A 24,840-nucleotide genomic window follows, 5' to 3' on the forward strand; every position below is an offset into this window, starting at 1 on the left:
CGCTACCGGCGCTCAGCCCCGGTAGCACACCTTCTTCACCGCGCTCACCACCCGCGCGGCGTCGATCAGCGCGAGCTTTTCGAGATTGGCGGCATAGGGCAGCGGCACATCCTCGTCGGTGACGCGCTGGACGGGGGCATCCAAGTCGTCGAACCCCTCCTCCATCGCGATCGCCATGATCTCGCTCGCGATCGAGCAGGTCGGCCAACCTTCTTCGACCACCACCATACGGTTGGTCTTGGCGAGGCTCGCCAGCACGGTGCGCTTGTCGAGCGGACGCAGCGTGCGCAGGTCGATCACCTCTGCATCGATCCCCTCGCCCGCCAGCTTCTCCGCCGCTTCGAGCGCGACGCCGACGCCGATCGAATAGCTGACGATGGTTACGTCCTTGCCGGGGCGCACGATCCGCGCCTTGCCGATCGGCAGCACATGGTCGTCGAGCTTGGGCACTTCGAAGCTGCGGCCGTAGAGCAGCTCGTTTTCCAGGAACACGACCGGGTCTTCGCTGCGGATCGCGGCCTTGAGCAGCCCCTTGGCGTCGGCCGCGTCATAGGGTGCGATCACGATCAGGCCGGGCACGCTGGCATACCATGGCCCGTAATTCTGGCTGTGCTGCGCCGCCACCCGGCTCGCGGCGCCGTTGGGGCCGCGGAACACGATCGGGCAGCGCATCTGCCCGCCGCTCATATAATTGGTCTTGGCCGCCGAGTTCACGATGTGGTCGATCGCCTGCATCGCGAAGTTGAAGGTCATGAACTCGATGATGGGCCTGAGGCCCCCCATCGCCGCGCCGGTGCCGACGCCGGCGAAGCCATATTCGGTGATCGGCGTGTCGATCACCCGACGGTCGCCGAATTCGTCGAGCAGGCCCTGCGTCACCTTGTACGCGCCCTGATATTGCGCGACTTCCTCGCCCATCACAAAGACGCGCTCGTCGCGGCGCATTTCCTCGGCCATCGCGTCGCGGAGTGCCTCGCGGACGGTAAGCTTCACCATCTCGGTGCCCGCCGGCACTTCGGGGTCGGCCGCGACCGGCTTGCGTTCGGTGACGAGCTGGGCGGTGCCGGTCGCCGGCGGCTGGGGCGCCTCGGCGGCGGGGGCGCTGGCCGGCGCCGGCTCGACCGCCTTGGGAGCGACGGGCGCCGCCGCCTCGCCTTCGCCCGCGATCAGCGCGATCACGGTGCCGACCTTCACATTGTCGGTGCCCTCGGCGACGAGGATCTGCTGCAGCGTGCCTTCATCGACCGCCTCGAACTCCATCGTCGCCTTGTCGGTCTCGATCTCGGCGAGGATGTCGCCCGATTTGACCGTGTCCCCTTCCTTCACCAGCCACTTGGCGAGCGTGCCCTCTTCCATCGTGGGCGACAGCGCCGGCATCTTCAGTTCGATCGCCATCTCAGTAAGTCTCCACCAGTACGTCGGTGTACAGCTCGGCCGGATCGGGCTCGGGGGTGCTTTCGGCGAAGTCGGCGGCCTCGTTCACCACCCGGCGGATTTCCTGTTCGACCGCCTTCAGATCGGCCTCCGCGATGCCGAGCGATTCCAGCTCCTTCTTGGCCGCCTCGATCGGATCGGACTTGTCGCGCACCGCCTGCACTTCCTCGCGGCTGCGATATTTGGCGGGGTCGGACATCGAGTGGCCCCGGTAGCGATAGGTCTTCATCTCCAGGATGATCGGCCCCTTGCCGGCACGCACCCAGGCGAGCGCTTCCTCCGCCGCGCCGCGACAGGCGAGCACGTCCATGCCATCGACCTGGATGCCCGGGATGCGGAAGCTCTCGCCGCGCCGGAACAGCTGATCCTCGGCCGAAGCGCGATTGACGCTGGTGCCCATCGCGTACTGGTTGTTCTCGATCACATAGATCACCGGCAGCTTCCACAGCTCGGCCATGTTGAAGCTTTCATAGACCTGGCCCTGGTTCGCCGCGCCATCGCCGAAATAGGCAAGGCAGGCGCCGCCGTCGTTCGCGTATTTGTGCGCGAAGCCCAGGCCCGTGCCGAGCGACACCTGCGCGCCGACGATCCCGTGCCCGCCATAGAATTTATGCTCGACGCTGAACATGTGCATCGAGCCGCCCTTGCCCTTGGAGATGCCGGCGGCCCGGCCGGTCAGCTCCGCCATCACGTCCTTGGGCGGGATGCCGCACAACAACATATGGCCATGATCGCGATAGCCGGTGATCACGCTGTCCTTGTCAGACAGCGCCGATTGCAGGCCAACCGCGACCGCTTCCTGGCCGATATACAGGTGGCAGAAACCGCCGATCAGCCCCAGCCCGTAAAGCTGGCCCGCCTTCTCCTCGAAGCGGCGGATCAACAGCATCTGCTTGTAGAATTCGAGCAGTTCATCGCGCGACGCCTGATAGCGCCGGGGTTCGTTGGGACGTTCGCGATTGGGAGTGAGCGGTTCGCTCTTGGCGGGGCGCGCGGGTGCTTTGGCCACGATCAGCCTTTCCTGGGGATGGAAGGACTTGGGCTATAGGCGCAAGCGGCGGCGCGACGCAATCTCCCGCAAGCGGTGTTCAGCGCAGCGGGACGATCACCTCGTCCGGGTGTGCCAGATTGAGCTGGCGGCGCACCTGCTCGTCCACCATGTCGGGGTTGGCGTGGCGCGGATCGAGCAGCGCGACGCGGTTCTGCAGGATGCCGCGCCGCTTCTCCAGCAGCCGCAGCACCTTCTCCCGCTTGGCGAGCTGGCGCTTGTAATCACCATAAGCGAACACGCCGTTCGCGCCGATCAAGGCATAGGCCGCGAAGAACGCGATCACGCCGAGCGCGAGCGCCGGCGCGCCGGCACGACGCACGATCGCTGTGATGTTTTTGTTGCGCCCCATTCGCGCCTTTTGCCTGAGCGCGAATCGCGGGTCAAGCAAAGCGGACCGCCAAATCAAGCGGATTCTACGTAGTATGGGATGGTGCGCGGATCGCGCTACAGCACCAAACCATCAGACAAGCCTTCCGCCTTCCCCGGCGAAGTTCGGGGCCCGGCGTCGCACAAGCTGCCGTGAGGGGACAAGACCCAGCTGTAGGCGATACTGGACCCCGGCCTTCGCCGGGGAAGACGGCCGCGACGACGCTCTCCCGGCTCTTGGGCCGGCCAAACCGATGGTTGTGCCCTTCCCCGGCGAAGGCCGGGGCCCAGTATCCCCCCGATCGGCAGACGAGCACGCCAGGTCGACCGGCGGCACGCCTGGAAACCGGCTTTCGCCGGGGACGGGCAAGCGAGCCGAGTTTCCCCGCCGCTCAGCGCTTCAGCACGCTGCGCCCCGCATAGCACGCCATGTCGCCGAGTTCCTCCTCGATGCGGATCAGCTGGTTGTACTTGGCCAGCCGATCCGAACGGGCGAGCGAGCCGGTCTTGATCTGCCCGCAATTGGTCGCGACCGCCAGGTCGGCGATGGTCGCGTCCTCGGTCTCGCCCGAGCGGTGCGACATCACCGCGGTGTAGCGGCTGCGCTGCGCGAGCGACACGGCGGCGAGCGTTTCGGTCAAGGTGCCGATCTGGTTGACCTTCACCAGCAGCGAATTGGCGAGGCCGCGCTCGATCCCGTCCGCCAGCCGGGCGGGATTGGTGACGAACAGATCGTCGCCGACCAGCTGCACCTTGTCGCCGATCAGATCGGTCAGCGCCTTCCAGCCGGCGAAGTCATCCTCGCTCATCCCGTCCTCGATCGAGAAGATCGGGTAGCGGCGCGTGAGGTCCGCCAGATATTCGGCCATCGCGCCCGGATCGAGCACCTTGCCCTCGCCCTCGATATGATAGGCGCCGTCCTTGAAGAATTCGGTCGCCGCGCAATCGAGCGCGAGCATCACGTCGTCGCCCGGGGTATAGCCGGCGCTCTCGACCGCCTTCATGATGAAATCGAGCGCGTCGGTGGTGGAAGCCAGGTTGGGCGCGAAGCCGCCCTCGTCGCCCACCGCCGTGGCGAGCCCCTGGGCGTGAAGCGCTTTCTTCAGCGTATGGAAAATCTCCGATCCGCAGCGCACCGCGTCGTAGAGCGAGTCCGCGCCGACCGGCACGATCATGAATTCCTGGAAGTCTATGGGGTTATCCGCGTGCTGGCCGCCATTGATGATATTCATCATCGGCACCGGCAGCAGATGCGCGCTCACCCCGCCGACATAGCGATAGAGCGGCATCCCGCGCGCCTCGGCCGCCGCCTTGGCGACCGCGAGACTCACGCCCAGGATCGCGTTGGCGCCCAGCCGGCCCTTGTTCGGGGTGCCGTCCAGCTCGATCAGCGCGGCGTCGATATCGGCCTGATCCTCGGCCTCCATGCCCAGCAGCGCCTCGGCGATATCGGCGTTCACCGCGTCGACCGCGCCCTGCACGCCCTTGCCGAGCCACAGCGCCGGGTCGCCGTCGCGCCGCTCGACCGCCTCATGCGCGCCGGTCGACGCGCCCGAGGGGACGGCGGCGCGGCCGAAGCTGCCATCATCGAGCAAGACATCGACTTCGACGGTAGGATTGCCGCGGCTATCAATAATCTGGCGGCCGTGGATGTCGATGATTGCGGTCATGGCACGTTCTCCCTAAAATTATGCCGACGCTATGTGGTTGGCGGCGCGTGTAGCGGCTCGCCGGCGTGGCGGCAATTCGTCCCCGCGGGAACGCTCGCGCCGCGCAGCCGTTGGGGAAGGCATTCACCGGAAAGGGCAGAAGATGGCCGATCAAACGCAGACGGGTCCTGAAATCGGGTCGGAGCCGCTTGGCGGGGCAACCAGCGGCGGCGCGGCGGCCGGCAGCGAAGGCTTCGGCACCGAAGGCCTCGACGAGACGCTGGGCGCGACGGGCGCGGGCGGCGGCGGCGCCAATGGCGGCACGGGCAGCGGCGGCACGGGCGGCGGCGGCAATTTCAAGGAGCAGGCCGGCCAGTTCGCGCGCCAGGCGGGCGACAAGGCGCGCCAGTTCGCCGACACCGGCAAGTCGCGCGCGGGTGACGCGCTCGGCGAAGTCGCCCGGCTGATGGAAGATGCCGCCGGCACGGTCGAGCAGAAGCTGGGCGGGCAATATGGCCAATATGCCCGTTCGGCGGCGCAGGGCCTCGGCAATTTTTCCGAGGAACTGAAGGCCAAGGACATCGACGAGCTGATCGGCGACGCCCAGGAATTCATCCGCAAATCGCCCGCGGTCGCGATTGGGGTCGCGGCGGCGCTCGGTTTCGTGATCGCGCGGGTGGTGAAGGCCGGCGGCGATGGCGACACGACGGCCGGCGGCGGCACGAACGGCACCGGCGCCTGATCGGCATGGCCGGGGGCGGCGAGGAAAGCATCGGCGCGCTCTTCTCGCGGCTTCGTACCGAGGGAATGGATTTCGCGCGCGCCGAGCTGCGGCTGGTGCGCGCGCGGGTTTCGGGCCGGGCGGCACTGGTGCGCAGCGCGGCGATCCTGTTGGTCGCCGCCGCCCTGCTCGCGATCGGGGCGCTGATCGCACTGCTCGTCGGGCTGATCGCGACGCTTTCGGTGCTGATCGGCCCTGGTTGGGCGACGCTAGCGGTGGTTGGCGGGACTTTGCTCGTCGCCGGCATTCTTGGCGCGCTCGGGGCAGCGGCGTTGCGCAAGGCCTTCAGCCCGGAAGCGGTGCCATGAGCGATCAAGCCGAGGTGATCGCCGCCAAGGCGGCCGCCGACCAGGCTCGCGCCCGGTTCCGCGCGACCGCCGATGAACTGCGCGCGCGGCTCACCCCCAAGGCGCTTGCCGAGGATGCGGCGGACAGTGCCCGTCAGGGCGCGCTGAAGCTCGGCATGACCTCGCTCGAGGCGGCCCGGCAGCGCCCGGGCGTGGCCGGGAGCGTCGTGGGGCTGTTTTTTGCCGTCCTCTGGCTGCGCCGGCGGCGCACGGCAGGGGCTAAGAATTCACCGGGAAGGACGGAACATGACGGACACGCATAGTAATGATGCAGCGACCACGGCGCCCGGCACCGGCGCGCCAGGCTCCAAGGAAGGCGCTCTCGCCGCGGTGAAGGGCAGCGCGGCGAGCGCGGTCACCGCCGTGAAGGACGGGGCCGCCAACGCCGCGGACGCGGTGAAGGACAGCGCCGCGGTCGTCGCCCGCCGCACCGCCGACACGATCGAGGATTCGCCGCTCGCGGTGCTCGCCGGCGGCCTCGCGATCGGCGTTCTCGCCGGCGCGCTGTTGCCGCGCACTGAACGCGAGACGAAGGTGCTCGGCCCGGTCGGGCGCCGGGTGAAGGAAGGCGCGGCGCTCGCCGCCCGCGCCGCGCGCGATGCGGGCGCCGCCGAACTGGCGAACCACGGCATCAGCCGCGATGCCGCGCGCGACCAGGTGAAAAAGCTTTTCGAACAAGCGGTTAGCGCCGCGAAAAGCGCTGGAAACGCCGCCGCGCAAGCGGGGCGGGACGGTGCGCGGCAGGGCTTCAAAGATCAGGGCTGAGCCGCTATCGGCGGGCTTCCCACTGGTTCCAAGAGGAAGCCCATGAGCAAGCTCCACCTGGTTTTCGGCGGTCGCGTGCGCGACCCGCAGACGCTGGATTTCGACGACCTCGGCTCTATCGAGGTCGTCGGCATCTTTCCGGACTACGCCAGTGCCGAGAAAGCCTGGCGCGCCGCCGCGCAACGCACGGTGGATGATGCCGAGATGAAATATGTCGTCGTCCATCTCCACCGGCTGCTCGAACCCGATCTGATCGCCCGGACTCCCCAGAGCTAAGTGCCTGTATCGACAACACTATCCCTCGAACACGCTGGATTTCCAGTGTGCCGTTGACATAATACACGCTTGTCTTCCCTGCCCAACCCATTACGCCAACGGACAGGGAGGATTTATGTACCGTCTGCTGCTGCTCGCCGCGCTTTCCGCCATCCCGCAAGCCACGATGGCTGCCGATCCGCCGGCTTGCCAGCCGAGCGTGGTGGGCAGACTTGAGCTGATCGACTTCGACAGCAAAACCTTCCCGGGCGCGCGCAAGCTTCGCGTCTGGCTGCCCCAGGGCTATGATCCCGCCAAGCGCTACCCCGTGCTCTACATGTTCGACGGGCAGAACCTGTTCGATCGCTGCACTGGCTATGGCAACCAGGAATGGACCGCGGACGAGGTGGCGAGCCAAGCGATCGCGCGCGGCGACATACCGCCGCTCATCATCGTCGGCATCGATAACGGCGGCGCGCGACGGGCGCAGGAATATCTACCCTATCCTGATCCCTTCAACGCCGATGCTGCCTCCGTGGAAGGGCAGAAGCTGGCGACGATGCTGCGCGACGAGGTGCTGCCGCTGATCGGCAAACGCTATGCGGTGCGCGAGGATCGCGACGGGCGCGCGCTGGGTGGCTCTTCCTATGGCGGGATCGCGACCTTGCAGGTGATCCTCGCCCACCCCGATCTGTTCGGGCGCGCGCTGATCGAGAGCCCGTCCTTGCAGGTCGGCAACGGGCAATTGCTGCGCGATACGGAGCATGTCGTCGCGCTACCCAACCGCGTGTTCATTGGCATGGGCGGCGCCGAACTCCAGACCCCGCCAAAGGCGAGCGTGGCGGAACGAGCCCATACCGCGCGGTTCAATGCCGGGGTCGTGGCAGGTGCACGCGCATTGGCGGCCAATCTCTCCGCCAGTCTGCTGTCGAGCACGACCAAACTCGTCATAGCGCCGAACGCGCATCACAACGAAGCAGCCTGGGCGGCGCGCTTGCCTGGGGCATTGCGCTTCCTCTTCGGTGCTGCGTCTCAGGCGCGGCGATAGCGCCAGAGCAGCAGCGGCCGGGCGAGCGCGAGCCCGGCCAGGAAGCCACCGATATGCGCCCCAACCGCGATCGAGCTACCGCCCAAGCCGGCGACGAGGCCAAACAGGCTCTGCACCCCGATCCATGCCGCCGCGAGCCAGGCGACGCGGACCACGCGCGATGGGAACGGCCCGATCGCCGGAACCGGTCGCTCGGCGAAGAGCAGCGAATAGGCCGCGATCAACGCCGAGGTGGCGCCGCTCGCGCCGACCATGGGCGACAGACTCACTGGGTCCAGCGCCCATTGCCCGAGCGCGGCGGCATAGGCACCCACGCCGTAGAGCAGCGAGAGCAGTCGCGGCCCGATCGCGCGCTCCACCTGTTGGCCGCAATAGACAAGCATCACCAGATTCAGGATCAGATGCGTCCAACCGGCATGGACCAAGGTCGCCGTGAGCGGGGTAAGCCATGCCGGCACCAGGAAAAGTCCCGGCGGCGGCGCGACCGGCTGGGTCACGGTCTGCGGGACGAAGCCGAGGATCACGCCCGCCGCCCCCACCCCATTCCCTAGAATGAGAAGCGCGGAAACGGCGGCGGTCGCGCCCGCGATGATGTTGGTTGCGGTGGCGGGAATCGGCAAGCCGGGGCGTGGTGTCATCAAGGGTTTAGATAGGCGCGGGGGCCGTGGGCGCAATTGGCGATGCCCGCCCCGGCATGGCCGCGCCCTCTCCGATGCCCGCAACCGAGCGATCCGCGGGGGGTAGCAATGAGCCGAGCGCGACCATGCCGCGTCACGCGGTCCCCATTGCCTCAGCGATGCTCAGAAAGGCCCAATAAAGCCCCCCCGCCAGCACGATCGTCGCCGGCAGCGTCAACAGCCAGGCGAGCGCCATGTTGGCGATCGTTCGCCGCTGCAATCCCGCGCCATTGGCGACCGAGGCGCCCGCGACACCGCTCGACAGGACATGCGTGGTCGATACCGGTTGGCCGAACACATCGGCGAGCAGGATCGTCGCCGCCGCCATCAGCTCGGCCGAGGCGCCCATCGCGTAAGTTAGGTGGGTCTTGCCGATCCGTTCGCCGACGGTGACGACGATCCGCTTCCAGCCAACCATCGTCCCGAGCCCCAGCGCGATCGCGACGGCGATCTTCACCCACAGCGGGATGAAGCGCGTGCTCGCCTCTAGTCCGCCCTGGAACTGCTTGATCGCGTCGTGCTCCGGGCCGCTGAAATTGGTCGTCGCGGCGGGCGCCTTCAACGCGAGCTTGGCGGTATCGAGCACGAGATACATATCCCGGCGCAGCGGAGCGATGCCGGCGGCCGGCACCGAGCCCAGGCTGCCATGCACGCGCAGCTGGTCGGCGATTTGCGCGGTGACGGTGCTGGCGGCGGCAAATACCTCGGGGCGGGCGGCGTCCTTGATCTTCAGGGCCGCCTCGAGCTGCTGGCGCGCGATCGCCAAGCTTGGCCGAACGCCATCGCCATGCGCACCGAATGCTCGGGTGGCGGCGTCCGCCTGCAGGATGAGGCCCGGCGTCTTTGCCGGCTCCAGCGTGCGGTTGAGCGCGTAGGCCGTGGGGGCGCAGCCGATCAGGATCAGCATGATCAACCCCATACCCTTCTGCCCGTCATTACTGCCATGGAAGAAGCTGACCGCGGTGCAGGTGAACACCAGCAGCGCCCGGATCGGCCAGGGCGGGGGCGCCTCCCCGACCGGTGCGCGGTACAGCCGGGGCGAGCGGACGGTGAGCATCAGCAGGCGCAGCAGCAGCGCCGCCCCGATAAAGCCTACCATTGGACTGACGAACAGCGAGAGCAGCACCTTCTGTGCCTGGCCCCACTCCACGCCCGAGGTGCCACCCAGTCCGCCCGCGATAAGCTGATTGGCGACGCCGACGCCCAAAATCGAGCCGATCAGCGCGTGGCTCGACGAGTTCGGCAGGCCGACATACCAAGTGCCCAGATTCCACAGCACCGCCGCGAGAAGCAGCGCGAAGATCATCGCGAAGCCGGCACTGCTACCGACGTTCAGGATCAGCTCGACCGGCAGCAAGGTGATGATCGAATATGCCACGGCCCCGCTCGAGCACAGCACGCCGATCAGGTTGAACACACCCGACCACACTACCGCGACTTGCGCCGGCATGGAGTGGGTGTAGATGACGGTCGCGACCGCGTTGGCGGTATCGTGGAAACCATTCACGAACTCGAAGCCGAGCGCGATCAGCAGCGCCCCAAGCAGGAACATCAGCACGACCGGCGCCAGCACCTGCCCTGCGCCGCGCGCGTCGCTCAGCACGCTCAGCACCGCATAGGCAAAACCGCCAGCGAGCACCGCGAGGAACAGCAAGCGCGCGGGCAGCGGATTGGGCTCGTTGAGCCGGGGTCCGCGCGGCGCAGCGGCGCCCTGGTCGAAAGTCGTTGCCATGGCCTCCGCGTTGCCCGGGAATAATGTCAGTTCCGTGACTAACCACCGCCACATTTCGCGGATACGCAACTTCACCAAGGATGACGCCGCGTCGTATCGCGGCTAAATGCGAGCGCACGAACGGTCAGGGTTGTTGCGGGGTGCCAACAACCTATAGCGGGTTGCGGGGCGGAGGGGGGTATGCGGCAGGACAGCTTATCGATCGAGACGCTCGACGCCGGGTTCACCGGCGGCTGGCACCCGCCCGCGGCGGCACAACCGCTGCGCATCCTTACCTGTCTACATAGCTTCGATCCTGGTGGGGTGGAGCGCGTTGCGTTCCGCCTAAACGCCCGCTGGGCCGAACTTGGCTTGCCCGCGCGGGTGATTGTCGGCCGCGACGGTGGGAGCGCCCGCGCCGCCGCACAGGGCGCGCCAATCGAGGTGATTCCTGGCTTCGCGGGCGGATCTGCACTGGGGTGGATGATGCGCAAGTTGCCGGCCATCCTGCGCCGCGAGCGGCCCGATGTCCTTTTCTGCGCGGGTAACACCTATACCTCTGTCGGCGTCGCGATGAAGCTGCTGATGGGGGCTGCCTGCCCTCCGGTGATCGCCAAAGTTAGCAACGATCTGGTACGGCTCGACATGCCGCCACTGCTTCGCTTTGCTTACCGCCGCTGGTGCTGGTTGCAGGGGCGACTGCTCGATCGTTTCGTGGCGATGTCGCCAGCGATGGTCGATGAAGTCGCGGAAGCAATGGGCGTGCCGCGCGACCGAATCGATGTGGTGCACGATCCCGTGCTCCGTGGTGAGGAGTTGGCCGAACTTGCAGCGCTCCCCCGCCCCGCCCCCTGCCCGAATGGCGGTCGCCGCTATCTCGCCATCGGCCGGCTGATGCCCCAGAAGAATTTCGCGCTGCTGCTTGAGGCGTTCGCCGCCATGGCGGGGCCGGCAGACCGATTGACCATCCTGGGCGAAGGCCCCGACCGCGCGGCGCTTGAAGCACGGATGGCGGCGCTCGGCATCGCCGATCGCGTCGCGATGCCAGGCCATGTCAGCGACCTGAAGCCCTGGCTGGCCGAGAGCGACGTGTTCGTGATGTCGTCACTGTTCGAAGGCGTGCCTGCGGTGATCATCGAGGTACTCGCCGCCGGGCTCCCAATCGTGGCCACCGATTGCAGCGTGTCGATGCGCGATCTGCTCGGCCAGGGTGTGTTTGGCACGCTGGTGCCGGTCGGGGACGCTCAGTCGCTGGCGGCGGCGATGGCGGCACCCCCCGCCCCAGCTCCCGCCAACGAGCGCCTCGACTATGTTCGCCGCTTCACGCTGGAGGAAGGCGCGCTAGGCTACCTCACAGTGATGCGGCGGGTCGTGCGCGGGGCGCCGGCGCTCGCTTGAGCGCACCGGCAGATTAACCATTGCGGGCTGCCCGCACGTTCCCTACCCGTTCGCGCATGACCGACGCCGATCCCCCTTATCTCGCGGGTCTCAACCCGCCGCAGCGCGAGGCGGTGCTGACCACTGACGGCCCGGTGCTGGTGCTCGCCGGCGCCGGCACCGGCAAGACCGCCGCCCTCACCGCGCGGCTCGCGCATTTGCTCTACATGCGCAAGGCCTGGCCGAGCGAGATCCTGGCCGTCACCTTCACCAACAAGGCGGCGCGCGAAATGCGCGAGCGTGTCGGCCGGCTGGTCGGCGAAGCGGTGGAGGGGATGCCCTGGCTCGGCACATTCCATGCGATCGGCGCAAAGATGCTACGCCGCCACGCCGAACTGGTAGGGTTGCAGCCCAATTTCACCATCCTCGATACCGACGACCAGTTGCGCCTGCTGAAACAGCTGATTGCCGCCGCTGAGATCGACGAGAAGCGCTGGCCGGCGCGCCAGCTCGCGGGCGCGATCGACGGGTGGAAAAATCGCGGGCTATCCCCCGCCGATCTCGATGCCGGCGATGCCGAGGCCTATGCCAATGGGCGTGGGCAGGAACTCTACGCCGCCTATCAGGCGCGGCTGATCGCGCTCAACGCCTGCGATTTCGGCGATTTATTGCTGCACATGCTTGTCATTCTGCGCCGCGAGCGCGCGGTGCTGGAGCAATATCAGCAGCGCTTCCGCTACATCATGGTTGACGAGTATCAGGACACCAACAGCGTCCAATATCTCTGGCTGCGGCTGCTCGCGCAGGAGCGCAAGAATATCTGCTGCGTGGGCGACGACGACCAATCAATCTATTCGTGGCGCGGGGCGCAGGTGGAGAACATCCTGAAGTTCGAGCGCGACTTTCCGGGCGCCAAGGTAATCCGCCTCGAGCAGAATTATCGCTCCACCGAGCATATCCTTGCCGCCGCCTCGGGCGTGATCGCGAACAATAGCGGCCGGCTTGGCAAGACCCTTTGGACCGCGGCCGAGGGCGGTGATAAGCTGCGTGTGATCGGCGTGTGGGACGGCCCCGAGGAAGCACGCCGGGTCGCCGAGGAGATCGAGGCGGCCGAACGCCGGGGGCAATCGCTCGACGACATCGCGATCCTGGTGCGCGCGCAGCACCAGACGCGCGAGTTCGAGGATCGCTTTATCGCCATCGGGCTGAATTACCGCATTGTCGGCGGGGTGCGCTTCTACGAACGCGCCGAGATCCGCGACGCGCTCGCTTATCTCCGGCTGGTGAACCAAGGTGCCGACGATTTGGCGTTCGAGCGCATCGTCAACGTTCCCAAGCGCGGGTTGGGCGACAAGGCGGTCGCGAAGATCCACCAGGCGGCGCGGGCGATGGGCGTGCCGCTGTCGATCGCCGCCGCGCGACTACTCGACAGCGATGAACTTACGCCCGCCGCGCGACGTTCGCTCGGCAACTTCGTCGGCGATCTCGCGCGCTGGCGGACGATGGCGAACGATCTCGACCATCCCGATCTCGCGCGGCAAATCCTCGACGAAAGTGGCTACACCGCCGCGCTCCAGGCCGAAAAGTCAGTCGAGGCGTCCGGCAGGCTTGAAAATCTGAACGAACTCGTCCGCGCGATGGAGGAGTATGAATCACTTGGCGCGTTCCTGGAACACGTCAGCCTCGTCATGGATAATGATGCCGCCGCCAACGAAGGCCGGGTGACGATCATGACGATCCACGCCGCCAAGGGGCTGGAGTTCGGCACCGTTTTCCTGCCGGGCTGGGAGGAAGGTGTCTTCCCTTCGCAGCGTTCGCTCGACGAAGGCGGCACCGCCGCGCTCGAGGAGGAACGGCGCCTAGCCTATGTCGCCATCACTCGCGCCCGCCGCCGCGCGATCATTCTTCATGCCGCTAACCGGCGCATCTATGGCCAGTGGACGTCGAGCATCCCAAGCCGCTTCGTCGGCGAGCTTCCGCCCCCTCATGTCGAGAGCGAAACCACGATGGCCGGCGGCGAAAGCTTATGGCGCGCCAACTGGTCGACCCAGGGCGATCCCTTCGCCGATGTCGCGCGAGGCACCACCCGCGGGCCCGGCTGGCAGCGCGCGAGCACCAGCTATGTCCGCGAGCCCGCGCGCATCGTGGAGGCACGCGCCTCCGCCGTCAGCCTGGGCAACAAGGGGCGCGACGATCTGGCGGTGGGGATGCGCGTATTCCACCAGAAATTCGGCTATGGCGCAATCGCCGAGATCGAGGGCAACAAACTTGAGATCGATTTCGAGAACGCCGGCCGCAAGCGCGTGATCGACAGCTTCGTGAGCCTTGGGTGAAGCGCCGCGTTCAGTTCCAGCGATAACGCCAGGCAAACAGGCCGATCGTGAGCGGCAGGCTGGCATAAACCCAGGGGGCATGAAATTCCGTCGCACGCTGAAGCGACATCAGCGTGGAGATCGCTCCGGTGACCGCCGCGATCCCCCAAATGATCGCCTCGCCGCGTGCCTGGGCGCGCACCGCTGCGACGCGATCTGCGCTGGCGGCAACATCGACGAACAACAGGGCGGTGAGCGCCGCCATGGCCACGAAACCGCTGCCGTAAATCGCAAACAGCCGCCCCAGTCCGCCCTCGAACCCGCCGCCACGCCCGCCGAGAAACGCGGCGAAGCTCTGTGCCATCGCTCGCAGCGGCGTGACATAGATCAGCACCACGAAGATCAGCGCCAGCGTCAACAACGTCGCGCGCATTTCACCCGGCCCGCGAAGTGCACGCCAGCGGGCATGGGTGTGCCAGAACATCACGATGATCGCGAAACCGATCCCGAAGCTGGGAATCGCGGCGATCGAGGCAGCGAGCATCTTTGCGTCAACGGCCGGCGCCCCGGCGCCGACGACCATCAGCGATACGGCGAAAGCGAAGGCGGCGTCGGCAAAAGCATCGAGCCGCTGGGTCGTCACGTCACCGGCGGACATAGACCAAGCTGAGATTATTAGCCGGCATTTCGACCAGTTGGGTCAGCTCAAAACCCTGCGCTGCTGCAGTCACGTCCTCCACCGCGCGCAGGCCCCAGGCGGGGTCGCGCGCGCGCAGATTGGCGTCGAACGCCAAATTGCTTTCGGCGGTCGTAACTCCGGCGCGGTGGAACGGGCCGTATAGGTACAGTGGTGCGTTGGACGCGAGCAGCCGCGCGGCCCCCGCGAACAAGCCAAGTGTCGCTTGCCAAGGGCTGATATGCACCATGTTGATGCACAGCATCGCATCGGCGCGCGCGAGAGGCCACTCGGCGGCCGCAGCATCGAGCGCGAGCGGTGGGCGGACATTGGCGATCCCCGCGCTCCACGCCGCGATCGAGGCGAGCGCTGCAGGCGCGGGATCGCTCGGCTGCCATTCAAGCCGGGGCAGGCTTTCCGCGAAATAAGCGATATGCTCGCCCGATCCGCTGGCCACCTCCAGCACCAGCCCGGCGGCAGGCAGCACTTCGCACAGCACTGACAGAATCACATCGCGGTTGCGCAGCGTCGCGGGAGCGTGCTTCTTGGCCGCGCCGCTGTCCTCCGCCGCGATCCACGGTGTCGGGTCGCTCACGCCCGAAGCTCGGCAAGCAGCGCCCGTGCGCGCAGGAACAGCATCAGCCGTTGGGTCGCGACCAGGCCGAACGCGAGCGCGACCAGCGCATCAGTCACAATCAGTGCACTCACGTGAAACACCGCCGCCTCCTGTGCGCCGATATTGCGCAGCACCGCGCGGAGGCCGACGATCCCGAGGAGGAAAAGGAGGGCCAGCGGCGACTCGCGCTGGCTCAGCTCATGCGTGACGGGATCAACCTCGATCCTCACCAATCGCGCCCGCTGCCAGCCAAGCAGCGCTCCTAAGCCGAGCCCGATCAAGCTCAGCGCCAGCACGAGGGGGGTGACGGGGGTAAAGGCGAACATCGCCGCCGCCATCATGCCGATCAGCAACGGCATTACCCAAAGGAACTCGACCCTTAACCGCCGGCCACGCTGCATCCGCCTCGCCCTGAGCGCGAACACGAACGCCAGCATGGCGATGAAGATCAGTGTCGGGGTCGGGCCATGGGTCGGCATGGGCGCGATCCTAGGCAAGCGTTACGTGCGAAGCAAACGCCATCGCCGGCCGCGTCCATGAGGCTGGTAAAGCACGCCGCGCTTGCTTAAGCTCCAGGCCATGCAGTTCTTGAAAACCCTGCTCTGGTTCCTCGTCGCGGTGGTGGCCGCCCTGTTCATTCACGGCAACTGGACCACGGTACGGCTTAACCTCTGGGCCGATCTGGTGGCGGACGTGAACCTGCCGCTGCTGCTGATCGCTACTTTTCTCGCCGGGTTGATGCCGATGCTGCTTTGGCATCACGCGGTGCGCTGGCGGATGCGGCAGCGGCTGAACAGCGCCGAGCGCGCGATGGCCGATCTGCGCGGGGCGATGCTCCCACCGTCGAGCGAGTCCACGCCGCCGCCCGTCGCCATACCAGGCGCGGTGCCGCCGGGGGGTGCATGAACAAGATTTTCGTCGCGCTCGATACGCCTGATCTCGCCCGCGCGAGAGCCGTTGCGCAAGCGGTGAAGCGGCATGTCGGTGGGGTGAAGTTGGGCCTCGAATTCTTTCTGGCCAATGGCCAGGCGGGCGTGCACGAGATCGCTACGCTCGGCCTGCCAATCTTCCTTGATTTGAAGCTGCACGACATCCCCAATACGGTTGCCAAGGCGGTGCAGACGCTGCGGCCGCTCGCGCCAGCGGTATTGACGGTCCATGCGAGCGGCGGTCGCGCCATGCTGGAGGATGCCAAGGCGGCCGCGCCGGCGGGCACCAAAGTGGTCGCGGTGACGACGCTGACCAGCCTAGACAGCGATGATCTGCGCTCGATAGGCGTTGCCCAAGATCCACACGTGCAAGTGCTGCATCTGGCCGAGCTCGCGCGGAGCGCCGGTGTGGATGGTATCGTCTGTTCGGGCGAAGAGGTTGGCGCGGTCCACAAGGCTTGGCCCAAGGGCTTTTTGGTCGTGCCCGGAGTGCGTCCGGCGATTAGCGCGGCAGGCGATCAAAAACGCGTCGTCACTCCTCGCGCGGCAAGCGACGCGGGTGCTTCGATGCTCGTGATCGGGCGCCCCATCACTCAGGCTGAAGACCCCGCCGAAGCCGCGCGCGCGATCGAGGCGACGCTGTAGGGCGTCCGCTAACGACGCCACTGGCGGGCGGAAAACTCTCGTTCTCCACAAGGCCGGCCTGCTTCGATGCGGCGTCATTAGCGTTGTTTTCCGCCACCCCAGCAGAGTTGAGCGAGGGTATTCCGCTGGGCGAGCAAAGGAGGTGCATCGTCGGCGCGGCCATAGCCGTTCCATGTCGCGAACGGATTAGCTCGGACGATAACCTTCCGCTTCGCCTGTGCCCAATCACCGACGGGGCAAGCCGCCCGTCGACGCTCAATAGACCGCGAGGGGCGGTCTGCCCCGCCCCTCGCCCTTCAGAACGCCACCCCGGTCGTGAAGCGGAAGAGGTGGTTCGTCCCATTGCTCATCGCCGTACCTTCGTAGTCCAGCTTCAGCCGCACCCCGCGCGGCATGAAATACGATAGGCTGCCCCCGAACAATCCCCGCGTGCGGGCATATTGCTGCGAGGAGAAGCTGTAGATGAAGCCGTTGCTCAAATCCGCGTAGCGCAACCGAGCCGCACCGCCCTGCTCGAGATCATATTGCACCTCGGCCCGGAAGGTCGGGGTCAGCGTGCCGCCCGCGAATGGCAGCGAATAGCGCAGGCGGAAGCCGGCCGCACCGGTAACGAGCGAGCTCGACTGATCGAGCACCCGCAGCGCATACACCGCGTCACCCCGCTCGGCGTAATCAAACAGCGTCGCGCCGACGAAATCGACCCGGCCATAGGGCGCCAACCACAGCCGCCCGCCGCGATATTCATAGGTGATATTAAGCGACGCGAAGATTTGCTCGGAGTCGCGACTGCGGGTGATCGTTGCCCCGGTCTGCTGGGCAAGGCGGCGGGTATCGAAGCTCGTCCGACCGTAGCCGAACAATCCATCGATGAACAAGCGCGGCGCCGGCTGCGAGCTTGCATAGATCGAGCCGCTATACTGCTGCGAGCTGACGCGGCCCTGGCCGTTCGCCAGATCGGTCAGGTCCTGGCCATAGCCGATGCTGCCGCCGAGGATAAACTTATCGCTGAAGCGATAGTCCAGCCCGCCGGTGACCCCACCAGTGGTGAAGCGGAAGGCACCATTTCCACCTACCGCGTCACGTGTACCAAACTCAAGCGACCCGCCGAGCCACGCACCGAAGGGATTGTCCCCGCCGCCATAGCTCTTGGTGCCGGCTGCCTGGAGCAGTTCGGCGCTGTCGAGCCGATCGAGCGCGCTCGCATCGCCCGCCACGAGCGCCCCAAGCCCGGTGCCGCGGATCGCGCTCGCTTGGCGAACACCGCCGCCGAAACTGCCCACATCGCCGCGTAGGGCCGACGATCTGCCCGCACCGCCAGCGAGCGCGTTATAACCGCCCTCGAAGCCCAATCGAGCATAGGGGTTGTAGCTGGTGAAAGCGTCGATCAGTGCCCGGTCGCCAAGCGCATAGTGCGTGAAGATGTTGCCGCCCAGCGAGAGCTGGTTGGTGAAACCCGTCCCACCGCCATCGTGGAGCTGCTGCAAGCGGCCGTCGATATTGCGGATCTGCTGGGTAGCGAAACGCTGGCTGGTCTGCACCTGAGTATCGACGATACTACGGACATTGGGATCGGTAGTGGGATCGGGCCGTGCATTGACGGTCACCTCGACCACCGCCGGCACTGACGTCGTGTAGCTGTTGCTGAGCGTGTAGCTGATCCGCGCGAGACCCGAGAAGGTTTGCCCGGCGGTGAAGGTCAGCACCAAGCCATTACCCTGGCGCGTGATGGCCGCGCTGCCCATCGCCGGATCAAGCGGGCCGACCAGCGCCGCAGCGGTGAACGGTCCACCGGTCGCGCCGTCAGAGAGGCTGACCGTCACACTAGTGCCCGCGAGCGTCTGCGCGCTCTTCAGCGGCACCGGCACGGGCACAACGTTCACCGCAACATCGATCGGCGTCGGCTGCGAAGTGCCAAAGCGGCTGGTGACGGTGAAGGTGAAGCGGACGTTGGCGGGGGAATCGGGCGCCGGCGTGAAGCTGATTACCCCACCCTGCACGCTCGCCCGGCCGCTCGGCGGTGGCGTAGCGATCGCGACGGTGAAGGGCGCACCACGCAACCCGGTGGTGACATCGAAGGTCACGCTGCGGTTGCTGTCGGTTGTCGCCTGACGCGGTGCGGGCGCGGGCGGTGGCAGCGGCGCGACGGTCAGGGTGATCGTCGCGGGCGCCGAGGTTCCACCCGGGCCGGTTGCGCTATAAGTGAAGCTGTCGGTGCCGGCATAATCGGGCGCCGGAGTATAAGTAATTACCGTGCCACTCACCGTGGCGGTGCCGTTGGCAGGTGCCGTGGCGATGGCGATGCCGGTCGAGACCCCTGTCACCAGCCGGGCGACGTCGATCGGCAGCGGTGTCTCGAACGGCGTCGAGGCGCTCGTACCAGCCGCGGTCGGCGGAGGCGGCGTCGCCACCGTGATCGTCACCGTGGCCGGGGCCGACGTGCCGCCCGGTCCGGTCGCGGTGTAGGTGAAGCTATCGGCGCCGAAGAAGCCGGCGGCTGGCGTGTAAGTCACGGTCGTGCCGCTGACCGTCGCGGTGCCGCGCGTGGGCGCCGCACCGATCGCGATGCTTGTCGAGACGCCGGTGACCGAAGGCGCCAGGTCGATCGCGCGCGCGGTTTGGAACGGCGTGCTAACGGTGACGTTGCTCGCAACCGGAGGTGGGGGCGGCGCGACCGTTACGCTCACCGTAGCCGGCGCCGAGGTCCCACCCGGCCCGGTCGCGGTGTAGGTGAAACTGTCGGTGCCGATAAAGCCCGCGGCCGGCGTGTAGGTAACTGTCGTGCCGGCGAGCGTCGCGGTGCCGCGCGTTGGCGGCGTCGCGATGGCGAGACTGCTCGAAACACCCGTGACCGACGGCGCCAAATCGATCGATCGTACCGTTTGGTAGGGCGTGGTCGTCGTGACATTGGCGACGGTCGGCGGCGGCGGCGGCGAGACGATAACCGTCACGGTCGCCGGTGCCGATGTGCCACCAGGCCCGGTCGCGGTGAAAGTGAATGTGTCGGTGCCGATGAAACCAGCCGCCGGGGTGTAGGTCACGGTCGTGCCGGCGAGCGTCGCGGTGCCGCGCGTCGGCGGCGTCGCGATGGCAACGCTAGTCGAGACTCCCGTCACCGATCCCGCCAAATCGAGGGCGCGCGCCGTTTGGTAAGCCGTCGTGACGCTCACATTCGTGGCGACCGGCGGTGGCGGCGGCGAGACGGCAATTGTCACGGTCGCCGGTGCTGAGGTTCCGCCTGGGCCAGTCGCAGTATAGGTGAAGCTGTCGGTGCCGATGAAGGTCGGTGACGGCGTATAGACAATGCTCGTGCCATTGGCGGTAGCGGTACCGTTGGCGGGCGGGGATGCGACGCTCACCGAGGTCGCAGGGCCACCGCTAAGAGCCAGCGTGATCAGGTTGGCGCTGCTGCCATAGGCGGCCGTCGCGTTCACCGCGCCGGCGATCGGCGCTGCCTCGGCGATGCTCACCGTATAGGCTTGGCTCCCGCTATAGGGGCCGCTGCCCGTGCTGGTATCGGTAGCGGTAACGGTAAAGGTAAAACTTCCTGCAGCGGTCGGCCTGCCGCTGAGGCCACCATCGGCCGCAAGCGTGAGCCCGGCCGGCAGCGCGCCGGCGGTGACAGCGAAGCGATAAGGCGCGGTGCCGCCCGCCGCGGCGAGGGCCTGGGCGTAGCTTTGCCCGACGCGGCCACCCGGCAGGCTTGCGGGCCCGACGGTAACAGTTGGTGCCGCGACGGTAAGCGTGAAGGCGCGAGCGCCGGTAAAACCAGCGGCATCGGTCGCGGTGACGGTAAATGTGAATGTGCCGCCCGCGCTCGGGGTACCGGAGAGCGTGCCGCCGGTCGAGAGCGCCATCCCGGCTGGGAGCGCACCGCCGGTCACTGCAAAACTATAGGGCGCGGCGCCACCGCCCGCCGAGAGCGTCGCGCTGAACGGCGTCGCGACCGTCGCCGGCTGTAGGGCCGTGGGCGTGAGCGTGATCGTCGGCGCGCCAACTGCGAAGCTTTGCTGCACCTGCGGCGCCGCGCTAAAGGCGGCGTTCCCGGCCTGGTTGGCGTTGATCCGGCATGTGCCGACCCCCGTGAAACTCACCACCCCGCTCGAGATCGTGCAGACCCCGGTGCTGGTCGCGTCGATGCTGAAGGCCACGGCTAGGCCCGAGGTTGCCGACGCCAGCGGCGTATAGGTTGCGCCGCCCACGGTTGCGCCGGTGGGCGCGGCCGACGTAAAGCTGATCGTCTGGCTCGCGCGCCCGACGGCGAAGCTCTGCTGAACTTGGGGTGCTGCGGAGAAGGCGCCGTTGCCGGCCTGGTTCGCATTCACCGTGCAGGTGCCTGCGCCAACAAAGCTCACCACGCCGCCGGCGATCGAGCAAACACCGGTGCTGGCGGCATCGATCGTAAAGGTGACCGGTAGCGCCGACGTCGCTGTCGCGATCGGGGTGTAGCCGGTGCCACCGACCGTTGCGCTAGTTGGCGCGGTTGACGTGAAGCTGATCGTCTGGCTGCCCGCCCCGATAGCAACGGTGTAGGCCTGACTTACACTGTATGGACCCGTCCCGGTGCTGCTGTCGAGGGCGGTAACCGTGAAATTGAAGCTGCCCGGCGCGCTCGGCGTTCCAGAGAGCGTGCCCGAGTTCGACAATGTGAGCCCAGGCGGCAGCGCGCCGGCGGTCAGACTGAAGGTGAACGGCGCGGTCCCACCGCCGATCACGCCGATGGTCTGGCTGTACGGGGTTCCACCTGTTCCGTTGGGGAGGGTGGTCGGCGTCAGCGCGAGCGACGGCGCATTGACCGGGACCGTATAAACGCGGCTACCAGTGAAGCCGCCCGCATCGGTCGCCGTTACGGTAAAGGTGAAGCTGCCGCCGGCGGTCGGCGTGCCCGCGAAGACCCCGGCGTTCGAAACGGTCAGCCCTGGCGGGACCGTACCCGCGGTCACCGCGAAGCTATAAGGCCCGATCCCGCCGGTCGCGCTTAAGGCCGCCGTGTAGCTGTTACCGGGTGAGGGATTTACCACCGCCACGAGACTTGCCGGTGTGACGGCAATGGTCGGTGCCGCGATCGTCACACTATACGGACGTGCTCCAGTCAGCGGGGTCGCCGACGTGTCGGTCGCCGTGATGGTGAAGTTGAACGTTCCCGCAGCGGTGGGCGTACCGGAGAGCACCCCGCTGGTTGAAAGTGTCAGTCCGGCGGGCAAGGCGCCCGCCGTGACGGAGAAACTGTAACTGCCGTTGCCTCCGATAGCGGTGATAGTTTGGTTATACGCACTGCCATAAACCGGCGCCGTCAGCGCCGTCGGCGATAGCACCAGCGTGGGGGCGACATAAGTGAACTGATTGGCGGCTGCAGTGGCGCTGGTGCCGCCGCTGGCAGCGACAGTGATATTGACCGTACCCACTGCCCCTGGAGGCGCCGTCGCGGTGATCGAGGTCGCGCTGTTGACCGTGAAGCTCGTCGCCGGAACACCGCCAAAGCTCACGGCGGACACGCCGGTAAAGCCAGTCCCGGTGAGCGCGACGACCGTACCGCCTGTGGCGACACCCGTAGCGGGCGACACACCGGTTACGGTTGGTACCGGCAGGTAGGTAAATACGTTTTGTGGCCCCGGAGCGCTGATCCCGCTCGGCGTCGTGACTTGCACGTTAAACGCCGCCGGTCCGGGCGCCGTCGGGGAAACCGCGCTAATCTGGGTCGGGCTGTTGACGAAGAAGAACGTCGCCGGCCGGCCTCCAAAGCTCACACCGGTCGCTCCGGTGAGATTTGTGCCGGTGATGACCACGTTCGTGCCGCCATTGATCGGTCCCGAACTGGGGGCCAGTGCCGTTACCGTCGGCGCGGGAGCGACATAGGTGAATTGGTTAACGCCAGTGGCAAGACTGGTGCCTGCCGGAGTCGTGACCGTAATGTTCACAGACCCGCTGCCAGCCGGCGCGGTGGCCGTGATCGAACTGTCGCTATTGACCGTGAAGCCCGTTGCCGCAGTCGTGCCGAACCGCACCGCGGTCGCTCCGGCAAACCCGGTTCCCGTCAACGTCACCGCCGTGCCGCCGGCGGTGGTGCCGGTATTCGGCGTAACCGCCGTGACGTTGGGCACCGGCGTCACATAAGTGAACTGATTGGCGGCAGCGATTGCGCTCGTCCCAGCACCGGTCGTCACCCGAACGTTGACCGTCCCCGCCGCCCCCGCCGGAGTAGTCGCGGTGATCGAGGTCGCGCTATTGACAACGAAGCTCGCGGCCGCTGTCGCCCCAAAGCTCACGCTCGTCGCGCCAGTGAAATCGGTGCCGGTTAGCGTCACAACCGTCCCACCCGCGGTATTGCCCGTGTTTGGCGTCACTGCGGTCACCGTCGGAGCGGGCGTGACGTAGGTGAACTGGTTCCCTGCGGCCGTCGCGCTGGTACCGCCTCCAGTCGTCACGCGGACGTTGACCACGCCGGCGGTACCGTTGGGTGCGATTGCCGTGAGCGAGGTCGCGTTGTTCACGGTGAAGGAAGTCGCCGGCGTCGCGCCAAAGCTAACGCTGGTCGTACCGATGAAATTGGTTCCGGTTAGAGTCACGACCGTGCCGCCGGACGTGGACCCGGTGTTGGGGGCGATCCCAGTCACCGTTGGCGCGGGCAAGACGTAGGTAAACTGGTTCGCAGCCGCAGCGGCACTAGTACCGCTCGGAGTCGTCACGGCCACGTTGACGGTCCCGGCCGCACCTGCGGGAGCTGTCGCGGTGATCGAGGTCGCGCTGTTGACGGTGAAGCTTGCCGCCGCCGCGCCGCCAAAGGAGACAGCCGTCGCGCCGGTGAAGTTGGTACCCGTCAGCGTCACCGCCGTGCCGCCCACCGTGCTGCCAGAATTGGGCGTGATAGCCGTAACCGTTGGCGCTGGCGCGACATAGGTGAACTGGTTCGCCGCCGCCGTCGCGCTCGTACCGCCGGGCGTCGTCACGGTGATGTTGACCGTCCCCGCCGCACCTGCCGGAGCTGTCGCGGTGATCGAGGTCGCGCTGTTGACGGTGAAGCTTGTCGCCGCCGAGCCGCCAAAGGAGACAGCCGTGGCGCCGGTGAAGTTGGTACCCGTCAGCGTCACCACCGTGCCGCCCGCCGTGCTGCCCGAGGTCGGACTGATGGCGGTGACCGTGGGCGCAGGCGTTGTATAGGTATATTGATTCGCCGGTGCCGCAGCGCTGGTTCCGGCTGCGGTGGTGACGGTCACGTTGACGGTCCCCGCCGCGCCCGCCGGCGCCACCGCCTGGATCACGGTTGACGTGAGCGCGAATACACCCGTTGCCGGCACGCCACCAAAATTTACGCCCGTGACGCCGGTGAAACCGGTGCCGTTGATGATGACCAGATTGCCGCCCACCGTGCTGCCGCTGTTCGGTGTCAGCCCGGTCACGGTGGGAGCAGGCGTAACGTATGTGAACTGGTTCGCGGCTGCCGCCGCGCTCGTGCCGCCTGGGGTCGTGACCGTGATGTTGAGCACGCCCGCTGCCCCGGCAGGTGCAGTCGCCGTAATCGAAGTGGCGCTGTTGACAGTGAAGCTCGCTGCCGCCGTGCCCCCGAAGCTCACGGCGGTCGCCCCGGTGAAGTTTGTGCCGGTCAGAGTCACGACCGTCCCGCCCGCCGTGCTGCCGCTGTTGGGCGCGACCGCCGTGACGGTCGGCGCCGGGGTCACATAAGTGAACTGGTTCGCAACGCCTGTCGCGCTGGTGCCGCCCGCCGTCGTCACCCGGACGTTGACCACCCCCGCCGCGCCTGCCGGTGCGGTCGCCGTGATCGATGTCGCGCTGTTGACCGTGAAGCTCGCTGCCGCCGTCACGCCGAAGGTCACGCCGGTCGCCCCGGTGAAGTTCGTGCCGGTCAGTGTCACCACCGTTCCGCCCGCCGTGCTGCCGCTGTTGGGCGTCACCGCCGTGACGGTCGGCGCGGGGGTTACATAAGTGAACTGGTTGGCCGCTGCCGTCGCGCTCGTGCCGCCCGCCGTCGTCACCCGGACGTTGACCGTCCCCGCCGCCCCCGCGGGCGCCGTCGCCGTGATCGAGGTGGCGCTGTTGACCGTGAAGCTCGCTGCCGCCGTCACGCCGAAGGTCACGCCGGTCGCCCCGGTGAAGTCGGTGCCGGTCAGCGTCACCACCGTTCCGCCCGCCGTGCTGCCGCTGTTGGGCGTCACCGCCGTGACGGTCGGCGCGGGGGTTACATAAGT

The 24,840-nt window shown here is 67.2% G+C and carries 20 protein-coding genes; 10 read left to right on the forward strand and 10 right to left on the reverse strand.

Translation table 11 applies throughout. From position 1 onward, the window contains the following. Positions 1-12 precede the first annotated feature (12 nt). From K2X73_RS08240 to eno, 4 genes are all read right to left on the reverse strand, one after another. Positions 13-1,395, reverse strand: coding sequence for a pyruvate dehydrogenase complex E1 component subunit beta (locus K2X73_RS08240; RefSeq protein WP_294109860.1), 1,383 nt, complete (start codon positions 1,393-1,395; stop codon positions 13-15). Between the two features lies 1 nt (position 1,396). Further along, the gene (pdhA, locus tag K2X73_RS08245; protein ID WP_294109862.1) at positions 1,397-2,443 is read right to left on the reverse strand and encodes a pyruvate dehydrogenase (acetyl-transferring) E1 component subunit alpha; all 1,047 of its coding nucleotides are present in this window, start codon (positions 2,441-2,443) and stop codon (positions 1,397-1,399) included. A 79-nt stretch (positions 2,444-2,522) separates the two neighbouring features. Next, on the reverse strand, positions 2,523-2,834 hold the full coding sequence (locus K2X73_RS08250; RefSeq protein ID WP_294109864.1) for a septum formation initiator family protein: 312 nt from the start codon (positions 2,832-2,834) through the stop codon (positions 2,523-2,525). A 409-nt stretch (positions 2,835-3,243) separates the two neighbouring features. Next, on the reverse strand, positions 3,244-4,521 hold the full coding sequence (eno, locus tag K2X73_RS08255) for a phosphopyruvate hydratase (protein ID WP_294109865.1): 1,278 nt from the start codon (positions 4,519-4,521) through the stop codon (positions 3,244-3,246). 142 nt (positions 4,522-4,663) lie between these two features. Here eno and K2X73_RS08260 point away from each other — a divergent pair, with 142 nt between their 5' ends. The 6 genes from K2X73_RS08260 (at position 4,664) to K2X73_RS08285 (ending at position 7,696) form a co-directional block, all read left to right on the forward strand. Next, positions 4,664-5,242, forward strand: coding sequence for a hypothetical protein (locus tag K2X73_RS08260; protein WP_294109867.1), 579 nt, complete (start codon positions 4,664-4,666; stop codon positions 5,240-5,242). A 5-nt stretch (positions 5,243-5,247) separates the two neighbouring features. Beyond that, on the forward strand, positions 5,248-5,589 hold the full coding sequence (locus tag K2X73_RS08265) for a phage holin family protein (RefSeq protein ID WP_294109869.1): 342 nt from the start codon (positions 5,248-5,250) through the stop codon (positions 5,587-5,589). Next, positions 5,586-5,891, forward strand: coding sequence for a hypothetical protein (locus K2X73_RS08270; RefSeq protein ID WP_294109871.1), 306 nt, complete (start codon positions 5,586-5,588; stop codon positions 5,889-5,891). The genes K2X73_RS08265 and K2X73_RS08270 overlap by 4 nt, the downstream gene beginning before the upstream one ends. Next, positions 5,875-6,393 (forward strand): hypothetical protein, encoded by a 519-nt coding sequence (locus K2X73_RS08275; protein WP_294109872.1) that lies wholly within the window; start codon positions 5,875-5,877, stop codon positions 6,391-6,393. Before K2X73_RS08270 ends, K2X73_RS08275 begins: the two co-directional genes overlap by 17 nt. Before the next feature lie 42 nt (positions 6,394-6,435). Further along, complete coding sequence (locus tag K2X73_RS08280) at positions 6,436-6,669, forward strand: DUF4170 domain-containing protein (protein WP_294109874.1); 234 nt, start codon at positions 6,436-6,438, stop codon at positions 6,667-6,669. A 115-nt stretch (positions 6,670-6,784) separates the two neighbouring features. Next, positions 6,785-7,696: an alpha/beta hydrolase-fold protein gene (locus K2X73_RS08285; RefSeq protein ID WP_294109876.1), complete on the forward strand. Its 912-nt coding sequence runs from the start codon at positions 6,785-6,787 to the stop codon at positions 7,694-7,696. Here the strand turns inward: K2X73_RS08285 and K2X73_RS08290 are convergent. After that, on the reverse strand, positions 7,681-8,334 hold the full coding sequence (locus tag K2X73_RS08290) for a rhomboid family intramembrane serine protease (protein ID WP_294109878.1): 654 nt from the start codon (positions 8,332-8,334) through the stop codon (positions 7,681-7,683). The two genes, K2X73_RS08285 and K2X73_RS08290, sit on opposite strands and share 16 nt — an antisense overlap. A gap of 133 nt (positions 8,335-8,467) precedes the next feature. Further along, positions 8,468-10,105, reverse strand: coding sequence for an inorganic phosphate transporter (locus tag K2X73_RS08295; protein WP_294109880.1), 1,638 nt, complete (start codon positions 10,103-10,105; stop codon positions 8,468-8,470). A gap of 180 nt (positions 10,106-10,285) precedes the next feature. On the opposite strand from K2X73_RS08295, the gene K2X73_RS08300 reads away from it, so the two are divergent. Next, on the forward strand, positions 10,286-11,482 hold the full coding sequence (locus tag K2X73_RS08300) for a glycosyltransferase (protein ID WP_294109882.1): 1,197 nt from the start codon (positions 10,286-10,288) through the stop codon (positions 11,480-11,482). A gap of 56 nt (positions 11,483-11,538) precedes the next feature. Further along, positions 11,539-13,794, forward strand: a complete 2,256-nt coding sequence (locus K2X73_RS08305) for a UvrD-helicase domain-containing protein (protein ID WP_294109884.1) — start codon at positions 11,539-11,541, stop codon at positions 13,792-13,794. A 10-nt stretch (positions 13,795-13,804) separates the two neighbouring features. Here K2X73_RS08305 and K2X73_RS08310 read toward each other — a convergent pair whose 3' ends face one another. The 3 genes from K2X73_RS08310 to K2X73_RS08320 are packed head-to-tail and all read right to left on the reverse strand — an operon-like array spanning position 13,805 to position 15,544. Then, on the reverse strand, positions 13,805-14,431 hold the full coding sequence (locus tag K2X73_RS08310) for a TMEM175 family protein (RefSeq protein ID WP_294109886.1): 627 nt from the start codon (positions 14,429-14,431) through the stop codon (positions 13,805-13,807). Next, positions 14,418-15,044, reverse strand: a complete 627-nt coding sequence (locus tag K2X73_RS08315) for a DUF938 domain-containing protein (protein WP_294109888.1) — start codon at positions 15,042-15,044, stop codon at positions 14,418-14,420. The genes K2X73_RS08310 and K2X73_RS08315 overlap by 14 nt, the downstream gene beginning before the upstream one ends. Continuing rightward, positions 15,041-15,544, reverse strand: a complete 504-nt coding sequence (locus K2X73_RS08320; RefSeq protein WP_294109891.1) for a CcdC protein domain-containing protein — start codon at positions 15,542-15,544, stop codon at positions 15,041-15,043. Before K2X73_RS08320 ends, K2X73_RS08315 begins: the two co-directional genes overlap by 4 nt. 100 nt (positions 15,545-15,644) lie before the next feature. Between K2X73_RS08320 and K2X73_RS08325 the strand changes: the two genes are divergently transcribed. Both K2X73_RS08325 and pyrF read left to right on the forward strand, forming a co-directional pair. After that, entirely contained in the window at positions 15,645-15,971 is a 327-nt protein-coding gene (locus K2X73_RS08325) for a hypothetical protein (RefSeq protein WP_294109893.1), read from the forward strand. Then, on the forward strand, positions 15,968-16,639 hold the full coding sequence (pyrF, locus tag K2X73_RS08330; protein ID WP_294109894.1) for an orotidine-5'-phosphate decarboxylase: 672 nt from the start codon (positions 15,968-15,970) through the stop codon (positions 16,637-16,639). The genes K2X73_RS08325 and pyrF overlap by 4 nt, the downstream gene beginning before the upstream one ends. A 296-nt stretch (positions 16,640-16,935) precedes the next feature. Here pyrF and K2X73_RS08335 read toward each other — a convergent pair. Next, on the reverse strand, positions 16,936-24,840 hold a 7,905-nt coding region (locus K2X73_RS08335; RefSeq protein WP_294109896.1), incomplete at its 5' end, for an IPT/TIG domain-containing protein.

The sequence above is a fragment of the Sphingomonas sp. genome (genome assembly GCF_019746665.1).
Taxonomy (GTDB): Bacteria; Pseudomonadota; Alphaproteobacteria; order Sphingomonadales; family Sphingomonadaceae; genus Sphingomonas.

Coding starts and splice junctions, on each gene's coding strand:
- pyrF (WP_294109894.1), top strand. CDS start 15,968: ATGAACAAGATTTTCGTCGCGCTCGATACGCCTGATCTCGCCCGCGCG.
- K2X73_RS08285 (WP_294109876.1), top strand. CDS start 6,785: ATGTACCGTCTGCTGCTGCTCGCCGCGCTTTCCGCCATCCCGCAAGCC.
- K2X73_RS08270 (WP_294109871.1), top strand. CDS start 5,586: ATGAGCGATCAAGCCGAGGTGATCGCCGCCAAGGCGGCCGCCGACCAG.
- K2X73_RS08250 (WP_294109864.1), bottom strand. CDS start 2,834: ATGGGGCGCAACAAAAACATCACAGCGATCGTGCGTCGTGCCGGCGCG.
- K2X73_RS08240 (WP_294109860.1), bottom strand. CDS start 1,395: ATGGCGATCGAACTGAAGATGCCGGCGCTGTCGCCCACGATGGAAGAG.
- K2X73_RS08305 (WP_294109884.1), top strand. CDS start 11,539: ATGACCGACGCCGATCCCCCTTATCTCGCGGGTCTCAACCCGCCGCAG.
- K2X73_RS08265 (WP_294109869.1), top strand. CDS start 5,248: ATGGCCGGGGGCGGCGAGGAAAGCATCGGCGCGCTCTTCTCGCGGCTT.
- K2X73_RS08295 (WP_294109880.1), bottom strand. CDS start 10,105: ATGGCAACGACTTTCGACCAGGGCGCCGCTGCGCCGCGCGGACCCCGG.
- K2X73_RS08275 (WP_294109872.1), top strand. CDS start 5,875: ATGACGGACACGCATAGTAATGATGCAGCGACCACGGCGCCCGGCACC.
- K2X73_RS08280 (WP_294109874.1), top strand. CDS start 6,436: ATGAGCAAGCTCCACCTGGTTTTCGGCGGTCGCGTGCGCGACCCGCAG.
- eno (WP_294109865.1), bottom strand. CDS start 4,521: ATGACCGCAATCATCGACATCCACGGCCGCCAGATTATTGATAGCCGC.
- K2X73_RS08325 (WP_294109893.1), top strand. CDS start 15,645: ATGCAGTTCTTGAAAACCCTGCTCTGGTTCCTCGTCGCGGTGGTGGCC.
- K2X73_RS08320 (WP_294109891.1), bottom strand. CDS start 15,544: ATGCCGACCCATGGCCCGACCCCGACACTGATCTTCATCGCCATGCTG.
- K2X73_RS08290 (WP_294109878.1), bottom strand. CDS start 8,334: ATGACACCACGCCCCGGCTTGCCGATTCCCGCCACCGCAACCAACATC.
- K2X73_RS08260 (WP_294109867.1), top strand. CDS start 4,664: ATGGCCGATCAAACGCAGACGGGTCCTGAAATCGGGTCGGAGCCGCTT.
- K2X73_RS08310 (WP_294109886.1), bottom strand. CDS start 14,431: ATGTCCGCCGGTGACGTGACGACCCAGCGGCTCGATGCTTTTGCCGAC.
- K2X73_RS08300 (WP_294109882.1), top strand. CDS start 10,286: ATGCGGCAGGACAGCTTATCGATCGAGACGCTCGACGCCGGGTTCACC.